The organism is Ruminococcus albus 7 = DSM 20455 (genome assembly GCF_000179635.2).
GTDB classification, from domain to species: domain Bacteria; phylum Bacillota; class Clostridia; order Oscillospirales; family Ruminococcaceae; genus Hominimerdicola; species Hominimerdicola alba.
This window is the reverse complement of sequence record NC_014824.1, coordinates 282,176-300,609: the sequence shown is the minus strand read 5'-3', so window position 1 is coordinate 300,609 and position 18,434 is coordinate 282,176. Positions and strand designations below refer to the sequence as shown.

16 protein-coding genes and 1 tRNA gene are annotated in these 18,434 nt (G+C 36.5%); all 17 read right to left on the bottom strand.

Going from position 1 to position 18,434, the window contains the following annotated elements; all coding sequences use genetic code 11:
• Positions 1 to 92: 92 nt before the first annotated feature.
• Positions 93 to 1,178 (bottom strand): DNA-methyltransferase, encoded by a 1,086-nt coding sequence (locus tag RUMAL_RS18080; RefSeq protein WP_013483540.1) that lies wholly within the window; start codon positions 1,176 to 1,178, stop codon positions 93 to 95.
• Positions 1,179 to 1,387: 209 nt separating this feature from the next.
• Positions 1,388 to 1,672 carry a hypothetical protein gene (locus RUMAL_RS18075; RefSeq protein ID WP_013483539.1) on the bottom strand — a complete coding sequence of 95 codons (285 nt, stop codon included), beginning with the start codon at positions 1,670 to 1,672 and terminating at the stop codon, positions 1,388 to 1,390.
• Between the two features lie 386 nt (positions 1,673 to 2,058).
• The gene (locus RUMAL_RS18070) at positions 2,059 to 2,847 is read right to left on the bottom strand and encodes a hypothetical protein (protein ID WP_013483538.1); all 789 of its coding nucleotides are present in this window, start codon (positions 2,845 to 2,847) and stop codon (positions 2,059 to 2,061) included.
• A gap of 534 nt (positions 2,848 to 3,381) precedes the next feature.
• Entirely contained in the window at positions 3,382 to 4,104 is a 723-nt protein-coding gene (locus RUMAL_RS18065) for a hypothetical protein (RefSeq protein WP_013483537.1), read from the bottom strand.
• A complete protein-coding gene (locus RUMAL_RS18060; protein ID WP_013483536.1) occupies positions 4,101 to 4,745 on the bottom strand; it encodes an ATP-binding cassette domain-containing protein in 645 nt (214 codons plus the stop codon). The genes RUMAL_RS18065 and RUMAL_RS18060 overlap by 4 nt, the downstream gene beginning before the upstream one ends.
• A gap of 12 nt (positions 4,746 to 4,757) precedes the next feature.
• The gene (locus RUMAL_RS18055) at positions 4,758 to 5,513 is read right to left on the bottom strand and encodes a hypothetical protein (protein WP_013483535.1); all 756 of its coding nucleotides are present in this window, start codon (positions 5,511 to 5,513) and stop codon (positions 4,758 to 4,760) included.
• An 11-nt stretch (positions 5,514 to 5,524) separates the two neighbouring features.
• On the bottom strand, positions 5,525 to 6,415 hold the full coding sequence (locus RUMAL_RS18050; RefSeq protein WP_013483534.1) for a hypothetical protein: 891 nt from the start codon (positions 6,413 to 6,415) through the stop codon (positions 5,525 to 5,527).
• 990 nt (positions 6,416 to 7,405) lie between these two features.
• Positions 7,406 to 7,696 carry an HU family DNA-binding protein gene (locus RUMAL_RS18045; RefSeq protein WP_013483533.1) on the bottom strand — a complete coding sequence of 97 codons (291 nt, stop codon included), beginning with the start codon at positions 7,694 to 7,696 and terminating at the stop codon, positions 7,406 to 7,408.
• Between the two features lie 49 nt (positions 7,697 to 7,745).
• Positions 7,746 to 7,818, bottom strand: a tRNA-Lys gene (locus tag RUMAL_RS18040).
• Positions 7,819 to 8,057: 239 nt separating this feature from the next.
• A complete protein-coding gene (locus RUMAL_RS18035) occupies positions 8,058 to 9,335 on the bottom strand; it encodes a dockerin type I repeat-containing protein (protein ID WP_013483532.1) in 1,278 nt (425 codons plus the stop codon).
• A gap of 279 nt (positions 9,336 to 9,614) precedes the next feature.
• Complete coding sequence (locus RUMAL_RS18030; RefSeq protein ID WP_013483531.1) at positions 9,615 to 10,940, bottom strand: IS200/IS605 family element transposase accessory protein TnpB; 1,326 nt, start codon at positions 10,938 to 10,940, stop codon at positions 9,615 to 9,617.
• A gap of 451 nt (positions 10,941 to 11,391) precedes the next feature.
• A complete protein-coding gene (locus RUMAL_RS18025; protein WP_013483529.1) occupies positions 11,392 to 13,215 on the bottom strand; it encodes a zinc ribbon domain-containing protein in 1,824 nt (607 codons plus the stop codon).
• 92 nt (positions 13,216 to 13,307) lie between these two features.
• Positions 13,308 to 14,438: a DUF4317 family protein gene (locus tag RUMAL_RS18020; protein ID WP_013483528.1), complete on the bottom strand. Its 1,131-nt coding sequence runs from the start codon at positions 14,436 to 14,438 to the stop codon at positions 13,308 to 13,310.
• A 21-nt stretch (positions 14,439 to 14,459) separates the two neighbouring features.
• Positions 14,460 to 14,954, bottom strand: coding sequence for a hypothetical protein (locus RUMAL_RS18015; protein WP_013483527.1), 495 nt, complete (start codon positions 14,952 to 14,954; stop codon positions 14,460 to 14,462).
• Positions 14,955 to 15,034: 80 nt separating this feature from the next.
• Positions 15,035 to 16,084, bottom strand: a complete 1,050-nt coding sequence (locus RUMAL_RS18010) for a hypothetical protein (RefSeq protein WP_013483526.1) — start codon at positions 16,082 to 16,084, stop codon at positions 15,035 to 15,037.
• A 485-nt stretch (positions 16,085 to 16,569) separates the two neighbouring features.
• Entirely contained in the window at positions 16,570 to 17,805 is a 1,236-nt protein-coding gene (locus RUMAL_RS18005; protein WP_013483525.1) for a hypothetical protein, read from the bottom strand.
• 16 nt (positions 17,806 to 17,821) lie between these two features.
• Entirely contained in the window at positions 17,822 to 18,418 is a 597-nt protein-coding gene (locus tag RUMAL_RS18000; RefSeq protein ID WP_013483524.1) for a hypothetical protein, read from the bottom strand.
• Between the last annotated feature and the right edge of the window lie 16 nt (positions 18,419 to 18,434).

The window sequence follows — 18,434 nt, the reverse complement described above, 5'->3', positions numbered from 1 at the left end:
TTACTCCAAGTATCCAAAAACTGATACTGTTAATATTATAATTGAATATTTATCTTATTAAAAGCAGCACCGCTGACGCAAAACTGATTTTTTCAAACTACTAAGTTCCTATCATCTTCTCCGCTTTTCAGGATAGATATTGCTCTGGTTTTTATTACATTAAGATACTTTTTATCTATCTCACAGGTAAATACCTTTCTATTCAGAAGAAGCGATGCCGCCATTGTCGAACCTGAGCCCGCAAACGGGTCAAGGATCCATTCTCCTTCTTCAGTGGAATTTTCTATATACATTTTAAGCAGTTCAACGGGTTTTTCGGTCTCATGGAGTTTTGGTCCCTTTATGTTATCAAACTGATGTACGGTCTTACTTCCGCAGTTTGAAATAGCCTTTGCTTTTCCTTTGTAGCAGAACAATACATTCTCACAGTTTTTCATGTACCATCTGTTGGGTGTGGCATTATTTTTCAGCCAGACCAAAAGGTTATGAACCTTAAATCCTGACCTCTGAACTGCTTCAATAAGCTGCTGAAGATTAAGAAAATTTGTGAAGAAGTATGCCTGTCTGTCAGGTTTAAGTACCCTGTAACATTCGGGAATATATTCATCAAACTGTATGTCGTTGTTATCGAATATCTTTCCGTCATTTTTGCTCAGCATTCCTTTGGGTGCGTTTTTACCGCCTGTCCCTCCTGAAATTACCCTGTAAGGCGGGTCGGTAAGTATCATATCAAAGGACTCTGTTTTAAGTTTGTTCAGTATAGTCTTAGCATCAGCATGAGCCAGCACTGCCTGCAAGTTTATCTTTGCATTAAAGAAGTCCTGTTCATCTGCAAATGCTCTTCTTTGTTCGTATACGCCCTCTTCTATCATTTCGTTTTCTACAAATACATCTTTATAAAAGAGATCAACACTGCCATTTTCCAAAGTATCATATGATGCTCTATAACTGAGACTTATACCTTCTTCGTTCTTTTCTGCCTTTATAACTTCTATCAAGACAAAGACTCCAGCTTCTTTTCTTTCAAAAGCTGGAGTTTCGTTTGTTCTCAAATATCTGGAAATAACTCCTCTTATGCCGGTAGGAGAATATTCCGGTAATTTTTCGTATAATTCTTTCGTCGTCAGACCATCATGATTTATACTTAACAGCCTGATCACTTTCTGTATCAGTGTCATATTTATTCCTCCGTAATATAAATAGTAATTCAATTTTTTCTGACACTCCAAGTCATCAAAATGAATTCTGTAATTATTATATTTGAATTTTTGATCCGATAAAAACAGCCCTGCAATAAAGCAGAGCCGTTAAGATTGGATCTAATTGTATTTTTTAATCATAATTTATAACTCGATAATTGTGAGAGATGAAATACCTATCCATTATTTTATATCTCCTTTTTGCATCCTGATTTTACGACATTATATAGAATGTCGGATAAATTATCATTTTCGTTTGTTATAGCATCGATATAATCATCAGTAAGTTCTCTCAATTTGACCGATTCAAAAAAATCATCCGGGATCTTTTTGTCTTTGTTGACGCTTAGGTACATATCATACACTTCTTCTTTGCGTGAATTGAATTCCACTACGTTATAGATCTGTATCGCTTCATAAGACGGAACGATGTGTCCGTCATCAAGAATATATTTCCCGTTTTTGTAGTTCATTGTTTATTCCTCCGTTATAATTAAATTAGATCCATTTTTAATAACTCCGATTATCAAAGAATGAATCTAATAGTATTATAACAGATTATTATAGCAAGTAAAAACGCTCCTCCCCAAAAGAGAGAAGCGCTTTGTTGATTCAATGAACATTCATTTTAGGAAAAATTTCATTGTCTGAAAATCAAAAATAGTTTTATCAAATATTGTGATACGACTCAATTCTGTCTCAAAGTCTCGTTCGCTATAAAACTCATCTATTTCCTGACTGCTCCATAGTTCACCGTGAAAGATCATTTTCTTTCTACTATATCATCAATCTTTGCGAAGCAAAGATCTATGTCAGAAAATTTATTGGCTATAACTATATCTCCTTTATTTGATTCGTCTTAAATGTGACAATCAATCACAAAAACATTTGTATCATCGTCATAGGGTTCAATGAATTCCTTATAATAATTTTTACGAAATTCGTGCTCCTCCGCGGGACTCGCAGTACTTAAACCAAAGCTTCCTACTGTTCCCGGTTCAAACCAGCCTTCAGGCAAGAGCACACTGTAAGAAGGGCAGAAAGTATCTCTGTGAAAAGAAATATACTCTTCTTTACTTTTATACAGCTTCAACATTTCTTCTTTAGAAGGAACGCCCCACAGCAACATGAAATGATCAAGATCCATTTTTTCAGGTTTGATGCCATTAACCACTACATTCCATATAAATTCGAGCCTGGACGAATCAAACTTCTCTCGTGCTTTTCTATACTCTTCTTTTATTTTCCCGATCGTTGTTTCTTTTTCTACATCATAATAATCCCACTTGGCTTCAGAATTAGACATCGTTAATACATTTCCATTTCTGTCTGTTTTTCGATGCGATATAATCTGTTTATAATAATCTTCAGGATTTTCGTAACAACCCAAATACCCATCGATATGACGGTTTTCATAAAATTCCTTAGCTCTTTCTCCATGCTCAGCAACTGCTTTTTCAGGATTTCTTTCATATGCTTCAATAAGCTTGCATTTTTCCTGATAGAAAGCTTGTGCATTTTCGTAAATTTTTTCTTTCGTCATGTCGATATGAGGAGCGACTTTTCGGGATTCGTCGTAAATAGACATCATATTCTCCAGATCTTCCTCATTTTCAAATCCTATTGCGATCAATGAATAGTGACTCATAATTATTACCTCCAAAAATATTATATATAGTAATTCTTGAAGCTTATTTCTTGATGTTCATCTTAATCAAAAAATTTGATTACTCCAGTTATCAACAAATAAACTCTGTAAATATTATAGATGAATATTTAGAATGATATCAGACGTTATAATTTCATGAAAAAGGCCCGAATAAAAAACGCCTCACATAAAAGTGAGACGCTTATGTTGTTGATCAAACACATTCAAGAACGTGCTTATGCCATCTTTCTATGAATTCAGTCTGTGCTTTATTTCTTATCGGTCAATTATAAGCCAGAAGCTTCTGTCGTATTTTATGAGTTTTTGGGGTAAGTTCAATTGTAATAAGGCTTTTATCGGGAGCTTTCTTTTCACGCATCACATAAATAAGACTTCTACCTTCCGCTATACTTGGCATATCAGTGAAGTTTTTGATTTTCAGCCGCAAACCAAACTCAGTAATTATATAATTATTTTAATGTGACAAAATACTCCAAAACGATTTATCTGGAAGGCAAAATTGCTATTTTTTCTTTATTTGCAATACTTATTCAGTATGCTTTCTTTTTTTGAATAAAATGCCTCTATTATTTCTTGTTCAGGAGTAAAAATTTCATTATCAAAGCAATCCGAATATACATATTCTGTTTTCATAATTTTACTTTCAGTTTTATCAAGGCACAGCCAGCTTATCATATAACCATTTATCCTATAAAAAGTCTTGTCTCCTAAATCAAGGGTTTGAGAAATAATGAGATACTTTTTGCCAGGGTTCATAAAATTCATACCGCCCAAATCAAAAGTGAAAAGTCTTTCGGCAGGTGTTTCTATCTCCATATCCTTAGCGTCACTTAGACGTTCCATGTGTTCAGATTCAGTCTCGTAATAAAACCCGCCTTTTATCTCTACATTAATACTCTTAGTCTTGATATTACCTTTTATGACCTTATCCACATCAATCGTGCAGAAAGTACTGCTATTTGAAAAAGAGAAACTGTCCTTTGGCGTTCCAATAAAAATTGCTGTGCCATATGTTTGAGTTCCCAGATCTGCATTCTCACGGTCAAACTGAGTAAACCTGTCATCGAGTTCTTCAGTGTCATGTATTACTGCAATGTAGTCACAATCACTTTGATGTATCTTTTCAATACTGTTCATTTCAGTTATTCCCACATTATCTGTCAGACTCTTGGCATGAAAGCAAAGTATTACCGTTATAGCAATCAGTACAGCTTGTAACGAAAGAAATAATTTCATATTTCTCGATCCTCCCTGACTTTGCCGTTATCAACCCTGAATATTTTATTACTCAGCAATGCTATATCTTCCTTATTGTGACTGGCAACGCAAACTAAAGCACCGCGCTGCGCTTGGGCAGATATCAATTTTCTTATCTCATCAACACCGCTGTCATCAAGTCCGTTTGTAGGCTCATCAAGAAGCAGGACATCCGGATCCTCCATTATAGCTTGTGCTATAAGTATTCTTTGACGCATACCTAATGAGTACTTCCTAATCGGACGTTTATCATCTGGATCAAGTCCAACAGCTGCGATGGTTTCACGAATTTTATCTTTACTGATCTTCTTTTTTATTCCTGCCAAAATCTTTAAATTTTTATACCCTGAAAACTCCGGAAATAATCCTGCATTTTCGATGGCTATGCCTACACTGGGGAGGGCATCGATATCTTTATGGAGCACTTTGCCGTCTACCTCAATACTGCCTTCTGTTAAATGTATAAGTCCCGACATAGCTCTAAACAACATAGTCTTTCCGCTGCCATTTCTACCTACGAATCCGTATATGTTTCCACTTTTTAACGTAAGTGAAACATCATCTATGACTGTGTTACTTTTGAATCTCTTCACTGCGTTTTTAACTTTTATCACTGACATATTATTCACCACTCATACTATAATTTCTTTGTTTTTAAGACTAATATCTGACTTATTCACGTATAAGCAGAAAATTGCACAAACAATAGCTAAAATAACTATCATTGTGCTCACTGCCGTAACAACGTTTTCCCTGTCCTCTACTACATTGAAAACTACGGCAAGCGGGTCAACTTTTTTGATAAAATTGTTTTCAAAGCCATACCTTGCAGCCATGACAAAGACATAATGAAGTGCCGATCCCAAAGCTAAACCGATGGTACTGCCAAACAGTGCTGACAAGAAATTTGAAGCGATGATAAGTATCCAAATGTATATGATCATCAGAACAGCTATCCACAATATTTTTTCCAAATTTTCAGGTTTCTTGATAATTGCCGTTTTGGCTGTCATAGACCATATAATCGCGATATTTGCAAGTGTTATTATAGTGCTTTGCCAGAATATCCGTATAGTATTTTTCATAAACCATTTTGTTCGCTTGTTCTCTCGAATAAAAACATAAATATCGCTGACATTAAGGTTGTCTGACATTGTATGTCCAAACATGAAAAGAAATGGTACACAGACAGTCAGAGTATACAGCATATATTCCAAGCTTGAATTTTGCAAGTAAATAAATCCAAAAGCATTGCAAAAGAACAAAACATCAAAACATTCTTCCGATTCACCAAAGCGACGTTCAGCAAATGCACTCCAGAAATCCTGACCGTTAAATATCAGCGATATTGGAATAATTACGGCTAGCATCAAAAGCATTTTCTTCATTCTATCACCCCTCAGATATAGTCTTTTCTGCAGAAATAAATCAACATAGCTGAACTCAGAATAATTACTGCTACCAAAGAAATAAAAAATGCTCCGTAGTTCATACCTGTCTTGCCATCGCAATAATAGAAAGTTACATATATGAATGGATCCAAGGCGGTGTATTTTTTCTCTATATCGTCATTCAGAGTATAGTTTTCAAGAAATTGCATTATATTAATTATCAAAAAACCTGTACCAAAAGTCAGCACTTTATTTCTTCTGCAAAATACCGAGCAAGCAAGTGCAAGTATACCAAACACTCCGGACATTATCGAAAACAAAAAAGCGTGAAGAGTGCAAAACAGAAATGGAGAAACTGCTATAATATCACCAAATGGGGCATTTGGATAGTCCGTTGTACGCATAACCCCGAATCCGCTCCACCGCCAGTTGGGGTTAAATAGATTTGCTCCCATAGAATTGTCAAAGATGATATAGTTCAAACAATTGTTTATCATAATTGGAATGAAGAATATCAATGATGATCCGATAAATGAAGCCGCAATTTTTGAAATCAGATATCTTCTTTTACCACAGTAGGCGCAAAGCAAAGTGTCTGTATTTGCTGCCTTGTCTGTAAGTATTGAAAATGAAAAAGGCAAGGCACAAAGAAATGGGAAAAGCAGCTTCATATAGCTTAAAAGCCCCGATGGATCACAAAGAATAAACGCTTCAAAAGAACTTATGACAGATGACGCATCATTTCCTGGAAAACCATCGTCATTTACGCGATATATTGAAAAACCGTAGGCGTTTATAACAACCTCCGCCAGACAAATAATCATCACAGCTGTAAAGCCAAACATGAAACCCTTTTTGTTAAGCATTATTTTTGTCTGAGTAAGTATGCTTCTAATCATTTACATATCTCCATTTGTTAGTTTAACAACTTATTAGGTTGTTTATCATTTTTCAATTTGTCATTATGCTAAAACAGAGAAGGAGCTTTACTCCTCCTCTGTTTTATTTATGTATCACATAAACCTAAATTCACCAGATACTTTGCACTTACAATCATCGGTTATATTCTTTACATAGCATTGATAAAACTTCTTTCCTCTGCACATATAAGAATCAAATGTATAAAACTTATTTTCAATATATACATCTAAATAATGAAAGTGAAAATTGTCAATGCATTTAGAATTATGCACAAACTACTAAACAAAGAATATTTAATTGTGAATTAACCATTTAATCAGTATATCACCAGATGTGTTAATTGTCAAGTTAATAATCTATTAAATTACAATGCAAAAGAAAACTTAATTTGTGTCTGTATTTCATTTAATAACGTATTTTTTCTATGTTTTCATGATAGATGCAATTAACCATACGAACCTCTGAGCATGAGAAACTTGAAAAAACGCACTAAAATGCACCTTAGTGTTAAGATGATATTTGAATTTAGCTATATGCCCACTCAGTAGCAACAAAGAACAAATTTTCGATAAGCTCTTGACAGTGCGAATATTCGTGCTATAACATAAAACAGAATCGAACATTTGTATGTATTGAGATTAATCCAAACCGAAAGAAGTCGCATAACAGCAATATATCATTTCAACGTCAAAATGGTCACGCGAACGAGTGGGGCAGTTGCGTAGCAAGTGCAGCATATATCGCAGGTGAGAAGATAAGGAATGAGCGTGACGGGAAGTTTTGTGTGATTCTGAGCGTTTCAACAACAAGTCTGACACCTTAAGAAGTTTTTTTGAAAATCCTCAAAAAAAACGCGCAGACGGTGAGATTCGAACTCACAAATTCCGTATAACGTCTGCATACAAGCCTCTTTTACAATAGTTATGTATTGTATCAGAGGCTTAAAAAGGAGAAAATGAAAAAGCTTTTTACTTCTTGTTCTTAGCCTTTGCAACAGCTTCCTTAAGAGCCTGTCCAGCCTTGAACGCGGGAACCTTTCTTGCAGGAACGTCAACAGGAGCCTTGGTAACAGGATTTAAAGCGACCTTAGCAGCTCTTTCCCTAACCTCGAATGTACCGAAGCCAACGAGAGTGACCTTCTCACCGTTCTCCAGAGCGCCTGCAATAGTATCAAGAACTGTTGTCAGTACCTTATCAGCTTCCTTCTTGGTATAACCGCCCTTCTCTGCGATAACATTGATAAGTTCTGCCTTATTCATTTTTCGTATCACTTCTTTCTATAATTTATTCAGACTAAAAGTCCGTAAGTGTGCCATCGGAGATTCGAACTCCGGACCCTTTGATTAAAAGTCAAATGCTCTGCCGACTGAGCTAATGGCACATGTACTGCAAAGGTAACTAAAAGCTGCCCTTGCAGCAAAAATTTAGGAGTAAAAATGAGATGAAATCGTAGTTACGCAAGCTTTGTGATTTGTTTTACAGCGAAGGAAGATACACTGTATCTTCCTTACAGCCATAAAACATCAATAGGGGTTAAAATGAAACATGAAATGTTTGAAAGTATACATATATATTATAGCAGATTTTTTTGAAAAAGTAAAATTATATATAGTAAAAAAATTATTTCACGTATACAATACCTCTGTACCACGAATCATACATCTGATTTATCGAACCAGCCATAGTCTGTTTTCTTACGATAGTAAGTCCCGAATTTATATCATCACAGACCAAATTTCCGTTTATATCTTTCAATGCTTTTTTATAAGGATCCGCTACAGCATAATATCCGTCATATTTTCCTGATCCATCACATTCTCCTGCTATGACCACATAATGGATAAAAGGATTTGCCGGGAGAAAATTTGCTGCAGCACGGATAGTATTGGAATAGCCATTGAAAGCTACATATCTCGAATTAAACAGCACAGAAGCCACAACGGTATGTCCTTCACTGAGAGCCTTGTCTATTTTATCTATTGTTTTATTATTGCTTTCATAATAGTTTACAACGGGTGAAACAGCAGTCTTCCCTTCCCTGTCGGCATATATCTGCATAAGCCTGAACATACCATTAAGGGTAGTGCCGTTCCCTCCGGCCTCACACCATTCAAAATTCCATGGTGTGTAGTTGTAATTATGTGCATAAAGATTTTTTGGTATAGCTCCTATAGACCATGCATAATTATTTCCGTCTACAAAAACGTCTGTAATAGATACATTCTTTTTGAATTCACTTGTAACAGCCATAGCAATACACGCGGGACCGCAGCTCAGATCCTTATCTTTTCCGTTATATTCTGTTACATTAAGTTCATTATCAAACTGCGATATATTTCCCACATTCAAGATATTGTTGTATTTATTGGTAATAAATACACCGTCACGAACATACTTCTTAGGAACGTCTGTATAAGTGTTCCTGCTATATAATCTATATGTATTATCGTCTATCTGATAACCATAATAAAGATTATCAAATAATACTCCGTTATTGCTGTTTGGATCCAGCTCCTTTGATTTTACCATTCCTTTATAGTTTTGTTTCAAAAACAAGTAAGACGGAGATGTATCCGTGCTTGTAAAATTTACTTTCTCCGGAACCTTATTGGCATAATAACCTTTGACTCTTGCAGCTATTGTCGTTATATCAGAAATATTTATAATACCATCTTCATTTATATCGGCCAGATATTGATATTCAGGGTCTATTAATCTTTTGCCTTTTATATGGGCTGCCACACTGATAATATCTGTAACATTAATCGAACCACTTCTGTTTACGTCTCCCTTTTGATAATCATCAGCGAAACTAACCAGTACTGTTCCTGAAACAGCTAACAATGCAGCAATTGCCGACGCGATTACTTTATTGATACATTTAAACACTTTACGCATTATTTACCTCCTGTTTTTGACGATACGCCAAAATATACAATTTTTATAATACATATTTATTATATGTAAAAATTTATTTAGATAAAAAAAAGCCCCGTAAGGAGCTTTTTAATTAAGGAGATAATCAAGCAGCATCTTTTGGTCCTTGTTAACCACAAACCAAGGATCACTGTGAAGCCTCACACGACTAAAGTCGCGTGCTTCCTATAGTGTCCTAGCGGACACGCCCACTTTAGGCAGGCGGACTACGTTTCTACCATACAGCCTGAACTCAGAAAATTATGCTGTTTGAGCAATAATTTCCGCATTCAGGTTAACTAAGGTAGAGAACGTGCAGGTGCTTCTCTTACTGCATTGAGGGACTTTAGCCTCAATGAGCAACCTTGAATTCTCATCCAAGGATTTTAATGTTTCACGTATGAAATATCTTGCCCCGATATTATACGAAGCAGATAGATCACAGTTGTAGGTCTTGCCATTTTGAAATTTGCATAGCTCATAGGTATTGAAACCACCGAATTTACCACGAAGTACAAAACCACTGCCATCGTAGGCAAGGCGTGACGTATTCCATGCACAGATATGGCTTACTCTCATACCTTGTCTGTGAGCTTTATTCGTTACAATAGACTGTACTTCCTGACTGCGCCACAGCTTGAGCTTCTGCTTTTTAGAACCGCGGACCTTACCGTTCTTGTCTAAATGCTCAAATACAATAACATCTGCATTATAAAGAACGGCTATATCTACGATGCAGGCAGCTGTTTTAGTGGCAATGTCGTGATTGATTCCTTTGGCTTTTGCCCAAAGCCTTGGTGTTTTATAGTTACCATGCTGCTGAGCTTTTTTTATACGGTTAATGCTATGCATCAGATGGTCTGTTTCTTTGGTAAGCTTACAAAAATGCCTTCCAAGAATAGTGCCATCTGAACGCATTACGGAAATCGTAGCAGCGGTGTTGATCCCAAGGTCTACAGCAACAATGGTCTGTTCGTGTACAGATGTATCTGCAAGTTTGACCTTTTCCTCAAACGGAAAGTCCAAAAACCACTCCTTGCTTCGTTTTTGAAGTGTTGGAGCGCATTGCTTGCGAAAACTGCAATGTCTGTATATATAATCCATATCAGACTTTTTAAAGTTTATCGTTATCCAGTCCCATGTATTACGGATGTAGACTTTGATCCGGGCAGTATAATCACCGGTCTGATTGTACATTACTGTACGATACATAGACGGGAATGAATAACCTGATTTTGGATACGATGGTTCTCTTCCGACCGGATCTTTGATCCAGTTATCGAGATTGGTTTTGTAAGATGATACCTTGCCTATAGCCTCGTTGATTGCACCACGACGCAGATAGCTTGGCATTTTATAGAATTTGGCGTCAAAGTCATAAATTGGATCGGGATTATCTTTTGTAGCATGGATCAGTGTTTCAATATATGTGAGTCTACTCACCCCTTTGAATGTAACAATGTTATCCCAATGATCCAGACAAACGCTGATAAGGTAATCTACAGCATGTCTGTATACGATAACGGTATCTTTAAAGATGTTGTTGTAATGCTTGATCTTAACGCTGTATGTCGTATATATCTGCATACTGCAGACTTCCTCCTTCTACTTGTTTTTTTTGAGAATTAATGTAATCTGTTACATGTTTATGTTTAAGACTTCTGTCGCTTACAGTTGCTACAAAATACGATGGATTCCATATATATTTATTATAGTAGATTTTTTTAAGAATTTAAAATTTTATATACTTAAAAGTTTTGCTGTGTTTGTGTCACGCGTGACACAAACAGAATTCAATTTTTCTTTTTATGAGGTTTAAGATGCAGAAAGACAGCTAATCTTACTCACTTAGCTGTCTTTCACTTAAGAATTATAGTATCTGACATTCTTAATTGAGGCTTACAGTTTACAAGACGAAGTATATGATCAGGACTTCCTGTATTTGGTAGCTCTTACGATATGGTATTACAATGAATATACATACCCTCGACCATGCACAACAGAATGTCAAGAAATGACGCCTAACTCATGACTAAAGTCACGAGCGTGCGGCGGCAAAATCGTCAGCCTTTGACGAATTATCAGTTTTTGAACTTGCTTCCTGAGGCATATCCTCTTCCAAGCCTATAGATGATGATTCATCTTTACTGTCATCTTCTTTATTTACTGACTGCTGTTCTATACCAAAAGTCAAGGTAAAGCAGGTGCCTTCCTCATTGGATATAACAAGATGAGCCGGTACGTTGCTGGACCATGCAGCGCCAATCTTAACATCGATTTCAAAAGGCTGGTTCTTTCTCAATGATTCAACAGCTTTGTCAGCCGGAATGTTAGCACCGGCAATATTCGGGTAGATAGCCTTAAGGAAAGAAATGATCGATTCGACGTTCTTATCTGTCCTGTTGCTGTTTTTGAGATTTCCGTATATCTCACTCTTACATTCCGAGTAATTTGATTTATCATCCTTGACTGCTTCAAAATTGAAGTCTACGAAAGGAGCATCCTCATACTTCATTCCGCTGACACCGCTTGAAACTCTGAATTTAAAAGCGTTTTTGGTCTTTGAACCATCGTCCTCGGATACCATTTCAGTAACATTCATGCTGTCAAGCTTAGTATCGATAAACTTTTTACCCGGTATAGTAAAGTTTGACATTACATTCTTCATGAATTCGTGAGAAGAACCGCAGTCAGTCTGAGAAGGATCACTCAGAACCGGGATAAAGTCGGATATCTTTATTGAAGAATTATTATACACCTCGGGAGAGCTTCCGTCAAAATAAGGAGTCTGACTTTCTTCATCAGTCATAAGTTCAAATCCGATTTCAAACGCAGCCTTAAAGCCGTGTCTTTTATCGACCTCAACATTTCTGTTAGCCTTCATTTTTATGTCCTGTGTGGAGAAGATCATCTCGTATTCAAGGTTTTTGTTATCTTCTTCTCCGTAATAGACTTTACCCTGGCCATATACAAGAAACTCAGCCAGATCTTCGTCCATAAAGTTCTTCAAGTGATCATAGCATTCTGTCTGAAAAGTTGAAACGGACTCCCCTTCTTCGTCGTGTATTTCCATATAGAAAGACGATGCACCGTCAAAATACGCCGTGTACGTACTAAAGCTTGACTTTGCAAGAACGACTGATTCTCCGTCTCTGGTGTTAGCATTGATGTTTATGTTGTAATTATCTTTAACACCGGTGTAATTCTTTCGCTGCGACTGTCTTGTATAAACGTCCTCGGTTTTGAACTGAGAATAAGAAGCATTACTGCCGTACTGTTCCTTATAGTAGTTTACAAAGTCATAATACGAATCTTTGATGCCTGTAGAAAACTTTTTGATCTCATGATCATTAACTGTTTCCGTAGTTACATCAAGTTCTTTCTCAGGAGCTTCGATTTCTGCTTTGATCTCCCATTCATTATCTTCTGTCTCCGGTTCAGAAGAATCATCCGCTTTGCTGTCTTCATCCGATGTGGTCAACACTTCTGGTTCAGATTCTGTTTTTTCTGCTTTGGATGATACAACTTCCCGGTTTGGCTTAAGTGGCTTTTCGGGCTCTTTAAGAAGCAAATAAGCTAAAGCACCGCCTGCGCACACCACAAGAAAAGCAAGTACTGCAATTATCTTCCTTCTTACAGGCTTTTTCTCTTTTGGCTTTTCCTCATAAGATCTGCTTCTCAGCATAGCAGCCGCGCTGTTATCATCATCATTTTCATAGGTTTTTTCTTCCGTCGCCGGCATATAGACCTGGCTTACCTCTTCGGAAACTGTACTTTCTGTGTTTAACTTGGTTCCGCAGTGCTCACAGAACATTGCTGTATCGTTCAGCTGCTTTCCGCATGACGGACAAAATTTTGACATTTATAACACTCCTCGTCTTTGGTTATTTATTTCTATATATAATTATAGCAGAAAATTTTTCAAATAAAAAATTTTTTTGCAGACTTATTTAGTTAAACGTTCAGAGAATGATTTACGCTCGTGTCGATGCCAAGCACAGAAATCTCGGCTGAATCAAGAGGAAATACAAGGCACTTCCTTCCGTTTACCATCTGAACGTCGAGGGCAGTAGCTGCTTTTTTATAATCGATCTTCAGGCTGGAATTTCCGAATTTTATATTAACTTTTTCATCACAGACGTTTGCTGCAATAAAAGATGAATACCTTGATGACATCACCTTATCATAGATCTTACCAAAATCATCAAGCTTGTCCTTCGGTACATCGCATTTTTCAAGAATATGCTGTATGTCTGCACAGTCTATTTCACGTGCCTCTTTTAGTCCCTCGGAAGCCTGTACAAGATCTGACAGCTTTTCATTTATATTTACTATCATATCATAGTTAAGGTCTTCACCCAGGACATTGGCGACCATACCCCAGAAATGCGTTTTCTGCTGTTCAGAACTCATTATATACTTGCAGCCGAGTACATTTTCTATTATCCCGACATTCGGCTTTCCGGCATTTTTAGAAAAATACATTACATGGTTCACATCTTCCTGCCTATCTGTGAATGTAGGGAACATGAATCCGTCAGAAGCCTGTTCCAGGATCCTGTCTGTTGATGTTTTCTTTTCGACGGTATTGGACTCGTCGTTATAAATAAAGCCGTCGATCCTCAGCTTTATAGGACAAAAAGCAGTTACAACAAAAGATACTTCATCTGAGTGATCAGCATTTTTATCGTATACAGAGATCGTAAAGTTTACAGACAGTACGGTGTATGCACCATCTGTTTTCACACCGTCTTTGATCTTATTAATGAAGATCTCGTTCAGATCATCATCTTCAAACTGAGATATCTTCATATTCATCAGTAGTTCCTGAGAAACATTTTTCTTCTCGGGGGTTATAGGGAATTCGTATTCGGTAAGAACTTTGCCTATCTTTCCTGTCAGTACTTTTTTGATTATAGAGACTATCTCCTCCTGTTCGCTCTGAGAATAGCTTATCCACGATCTTTTTTCAGTACAGTATACAACGTCTTTATTTATAACAGCAGTCAGAACATTATTCACTGTAAAAAAGTTGTTGTCGTTGTCGATAAACTTTTTGAACTTAGTTACATCGCTCTTATTCATATATGTATCCTCCTAAATTTATTAATAAACGTAAGAAACATCTTCTATGAGACTTTGTACCATATTTCTTGCATAGGTTATGGCTATATCTTCCTGTTCGTTAAGTAATTCAAGCCCATTAACTCGGAATTTGAAAGTTACATCAGCTAGATCCGGAAGCTCAATAAAAAGTGCTGTATTTATAAGAAAATACTCATAATTCAATGGAGCTTTCAGCTTTGCCGCAACTTTTTTATCCAAATATTTATTTATGTTGCTTTCATGATACTCTCTCGGAGTAATATTAAGGTCATTGATGTTTATTCCTGAGAAATCAAAATCAACAGGCTCTCCGTCTTTCCATGTGATGTTAAGGAATGCTCTTCTATTACATTCGATCTTTATCGCAAGATCTGAACGGCTTCTCCCCGTGATCTTACATAATTTCTGTATTCTGTCCTCAAAGGCAAAATTGCTTTCCAGCTCCTTTATATACTGATAGTATAATATACAATTTTTATCAATTTTGTATATCACTTTTATCCCGTCCTTTCTTTTTTTTCTACTATTATTATATAAGAAACTGAGGCTAAAAAAAAATTATATATAGTTATTTTTTATTTTTTAAAAAAGTCATCAGAGATCCAGTCCGAATCGTCTGTTTTGCCTTCAAAAAAGCTGTTATCCTCCCATTCTTCCGGCTCTTCGGGATTCGTATCTTCATCCTGAGGAGCGATATCATCATTATCCGCTCTTATATCGACCTGAGAGGAATCATCTTCTTTTTCTCTGTAATCATCTATGTCTTTAGGTCTGGCTATAACTTCTGTGGCTTTATCCGTTTTTTCGAGATCACCTTTTATTGTGTAAAGAGGCTTATTCTCTTCATCGACCACACTCATTTCATATTCAAGATCCAGGTCATCATTAACAGTCAGAGTAAAAGAGAAGAGTTTATCTGTCTCTGATAAAAGCTTTCTCTGTGCTATGACGCAGTAAGCTTCAGTGAAATCATTCATAGCGTTTTTGGATAATCCCTCCGACAATTCGTGTTCAGTATCATTAAACATTTCTCTTGCAAAGGACATAAACGACTTATCCTCTTTTGTCAGCCTGTATACTTCCGAATAATTTTCGTTCACCTGATCAAATATTTCACATATTGCAGAAAACACAGTAGATGAATTGCAGTTTAACATCATGCTCTTATTGTCTTCAGTAAAGCTGAAAAAACCGTTATTGTTGGCTGCGTAGATAGCATACTGATACATATGATCCTTTATACAAGCAAAATTGTTGAGGATAATACGCTTTGTATCCATAAAGTATTCATTTCCGGAAGGATTGATAACAAATAATTCCATCGAATCATTGAAATACAAAATAGAAAACTCGGTATCTTCGGAATGTATTCCCAGTTTTATGTTTTTATCCTCACTGACATCAAGAGTTACATCATAATTTATATCGTTATCTTTTGCATTAACGGTCAGATTTCCCTCAAAATGACCTGAGTTATTTTCAGATATGGTTTTTATGATCGGGATATCGCTAAATGTTTTTTTATCAGGTTTTTCCATTACTTCTGCAATACTTTCGTTTTCACCGACTATGCGTTTTTTCCCTTTGTCAACGAATTTGGTTTCATTGCTGCATGCGGATAACATACACGCTGATAAAATAAATGATAATAGTTTGATTTTTTTCATTGTGCAGGGCGATAAACCGCCTTGCCCTCCTTTCTAAAAAAGAGTCGAATTTTTAGTCTATATATATATTATTAGAAAATTACTAAAAATAAAAAAAAAGAAAGCCGAACTGCGCTCATCCGACTTTCCTTCCAAAAACCAAGAGATGCTGATGATTTCCGACAGACACTCCACTATTAGGAATTATTTTTCTTCGCTCTCCACGAAGGTTCTGTCCTTGGCAAAGGACATTGAACTCCGGATAATAATTAAATATCGGAAATGTTCATCAGCAATTATATTATAACAGAAAATTAGAATCGATAAAAATACGTTTCTTGAATTTATATAACTGATTTTACCAGTTCCGGAGTTTTCAAGTGTGCAGAACAAGCTGCACTACATGATATAGAACTGAGATAATATAGAAAAAGACCGACTGTCACAATCGGTCTTTTTTTCTTCTACGCATCGTCGTATTCGCCATCTATGAAGTCATCGGGGAATCTCTCAAGAATATCTTTATATTTTTCGTACAAAGCAGAGTTCGATCTCTTTTTACTCTTGCTGGACTTCATTATAGGAGTGATGATTTCTCCCAAATTTGAATATTCTTTTGTTTTTATTTTCTTCTGAGGGGCGCTTGTTGCGGCCGGTGTTTCAATTACAGCATTCATTTCCGTCTTCTTTTTCCTTCCTCTTTTCTTGGGCTTAGGGGCCTCATCAGGGATTTCCTTGTGTTCTACATTTATTACAGATGTTTCTTCAGGAACAGGAACTGTTTCTGATTTCTTTTTTCTTCCTCTCTTTTTGGGCTTAGGAAGTTCGTCCGGTTCTTCCTTTTTCTCTATGGTTGAAACATTTGGAACATCCGAGGTAAGAACCGTTTCTGACTTCTTTTTTCTTCCTCTCTTTTTCTTTGGCTTTTCTTCGACAGGCTCAGAAACAGGAGTGATCTTATTATCCGAAATTGCTTTTGTTTCCTTATTGTTCATAGATTCGATTATTTCAGCGCTGTCCATTACAATTTCGCTTATAACATCGTATTCAGCCGTTTCGGGATTATAGACAGGCGCTGAGTAGATCTCAGAAAATTCAGTTTCGGTAGAATCCGGATAGATTTCTTCCTGATCATGATCCAGCTTAGTTACATCATTAACCATCTCACTAATGTCAAGCAGATCAGTCTTCAGGTCCATCAGCCTTGATGGATAAATATTCGACTCCATAGTATATCTCAGAACTTTTGTGATCTTATCATTGTTAAGCTTTATCAACAGCCTGTACGGTGATACGATGTCCATAATGTACTCTGTGCTGTTCTTTTCTGCGTTATTTTCTACTGCGATCTGAATGAAGCATGGGATCCTAGCGTTTTGGCAGTAAAACATAAAGCTGTTTACGATATTTCTAAGCTTTTCCCTTTCATCATCCGGCATTGAAAAGTCCTTGACGGAGCATGGCGTTCCATCGCGGGGAATGTTATGGAGATCGAGAATGTCTTTCATTTTGTTATCGCAGAGTTTATAGCCCAATTCCGATGGTATAGAATAGAAATACTTATAGTTGGTCTTCTTATTCATGTTTTCGGTAGCGTAAACTATAAAGAAAGGATAAGAACCGTCGATCATATCCATTATCTGATCCGCAAAATCATTGAGTCTATCCAGAGTGTCTGATGGTATTTTGAAATTATCCATTGTTTTTTCTTTCCTCCTAGATACCGATAAGGCTATCTATCAGATCGACCATTTCCTCGGTATCATTGTTTCCTGCATCGCTAGTATCATTGATGTTTTTTTCAAAAGTGATCTCCCGCTGTACCGCCGGCTCTGCAGGTGCTATGTTGCTTTCGGCAGGATCTTGACCCGGCACATTGAGTACATCGTTTTTCTTGCTCACATTTATTTCTTTGGGTTCTTCATTTAAGCTGACACGCTTTTTATGGTAAACAACGCCTTTGACAGATTTGTTATTTTCACCTTCCTCTGCGCAAAAAGCAGCTTCAAACATATCCCTCTGTATATATCTTTTGGTTATCTGCTTGAGATAATCATTCATAAACCCGTATCTTACTGTTTTGAGATAAGATATAACGTCTGCATCTGACCTTTCATCGAATGTTACGCATATCCTGCCGGAGTCCTTCATATTTTTCTTTTTTATCGTTAGAGACGGGATCTCAAAATCCTCGCCTCTGACGAAAGCACACACTGCATCGTGGATGATCGTGTCAAGATTGAAACCGGGAGCGTTATTTATCATCATCAAGTCGTTATCCTGATGAACATAGAGTCTTACCTGTACATACATTTCCTAGTCCTCCTCC